Here is a 1465-nt window from a genome sequence, read left to right as displayed (position 1 = left end):
GGGGGCAGCATGAACGCCGAAGACCTGGTCCTCAACTTCAAGAAGGGCATGGCGAACCTCAGCAAGACCGAGCGCCGCCGCGCTATCGAGTCCGTCAGGGACGTGATCCGCGCGGCGGCGTTCGACGACGCGGCCGGCTCCGCCTACGAAATCGAACGCTGCCCGCGCTGCGGGTCCGCCGCGGTCGTGAAGAAGGGCAAATCGAAGAACGGCGAGCAGCGCTACCTCTGCCGGGGCTGCGGCAGGACCTTCGGCATGGGCAGCGAGCGCATCCTGGGGACGAGCAAGCTCCCGAAGGAGACCTGGATGGCCTACGCCGAGTGCTTCGTGCTCATGCTGCCCCTGCGCGAATGCGCGAGGCGCTGCCGCGTCTGCCTCAAGACCGCCTACACCATGCGCCACAGGCTGATCGAGTGCCTCTCGGCCTACTCCCCCTCGTTCAGGGTCGAGCGGGGCTGCGGCTGCGAGCTCGACGAGACCTATTTCCCCGAGTCGTTCAAGGGCAACCACGCGAAGGGGTCGTTCACGATGCCGCGCCCCTCCCGGCACCGCGGCAAGCAGGTGCACAGACGCGGGCTGTCGCGCGAGCGGATCTGCGTCATGACCGGAGTGAACGACTCGAACGAGACGTTCCTCGAGGTCACGGGGCGGGGCGCCCTTTCGAGGGAGCGCGCCATGGACGCGCTGAGGGGCCGCATCGCGGCCGGCTCGGTCGTCGCGACCGACAGGGCGGCCGCCTACGTCGGCGTCCTCGCCGAGCTCGAGGTCGCCGCGCACGCGGCCTACGACCCCAAGGACCGCTCCGGGGGGACCATCAACCGGGTCAACACCGTCCACTCGCTCCTCGGCGCCTTCATGGAGCCGTTCAGGGGCGTGTCGACGAAGCACCTCGACGCCTACCTCGCCTGGTTCAGGTGGTGCCGGACCTTCATGGCGACCGATTCCGGCGCGGCCGGGCGCACGGTCGCGCGGCAGCTCGCGCACGGCGTCTGCAGGAGCCGCGTCCGCGACATGTTCAACGTGGAGCCGCCCTACATGGACTACTGGGCCGCGCCCGCCGCATAGAGGCGGTAGAATGGTCGCACCGCGATACACGAGGAGGGGTGAGGCCATGCCGTCGAACATACCGGCCACGACGATCCGCATCGACCCGGAGGTCAAGAGGGAGGCCACGGCCATCCTGGACGAGCTCGGCCTGTCCATGTCCACCGCCGTCAACGCGTTCCTCAGGGCGCTCGTCCGAGAGGGCGGGATGCCGTTCGAGATGAGGGTCAAGACGCCGGCGCCCGACGAGGAGACGGCGAGTTAGCCGGCAGGTCGGCATGAAACGGCAGGGCCAGGCGAGCAACTCGTCCGGTCTCGGGCGCATCGCCCCTTGCCGGATTCAGATTCGACAAGGGGCGACCATTGTGCAATCGCAAGAAGATGACGGGGCAGAATGTCAATCCTGGTCTAACAGAGCCTT

Annotated in this window: 2 protein-coding genes; both read left to right on the top strand. The window is 68.2% G+C overall.

Annotation, left to right across the window (positions count from 1 at the left end; genetic code table 11):
• A partial coding sequence (locus tag DXB98_RS10000) for an IS1595 family transposase (protein ID WP_233505162.1) occupies nt 1–1065 on the top strand: 1065 nt, incomplete at its 5' end.
• Between the two features lie 46 nt (nt 1066–1111).
• Complete coding sequence (locus DXB98_RS09995; RefSeq protein ID WP_117744010.1) at nt 1112–1309, top strand: type II toxin-antitoxin system RelB/DinJ family antitoxin; 198 nt, start codon at nt 1112–1114, stop codon at nt 1307–1309.
• Nucleotides 1310–1465 lie beyond the last annotated feature (156 nt).

The sequence above is a fragment of the Collinsella sp. OM07-12 genome, assembly GCF_003438275.1.
GTDB lineage: Bacteria > Actinomycetota > Coriobacteriia > Coriobacteriales > Coriobacteriaceae > Collinsella.
Note: the sequence above shows the minus strand (reverse complement) of the source record. Positions and strands in the feature narration are given on the sequence as shown.

Bases quoted from the DNA above. Each gene is read 5' to 3' on its own strand.
- DXB98_RS09995 (WP_117744010.1), top strand. From the start codon at position 1,112: ATGCCGTCGAACATACCGGCCACGACGATCCGCATCGACCCGGAGGTC.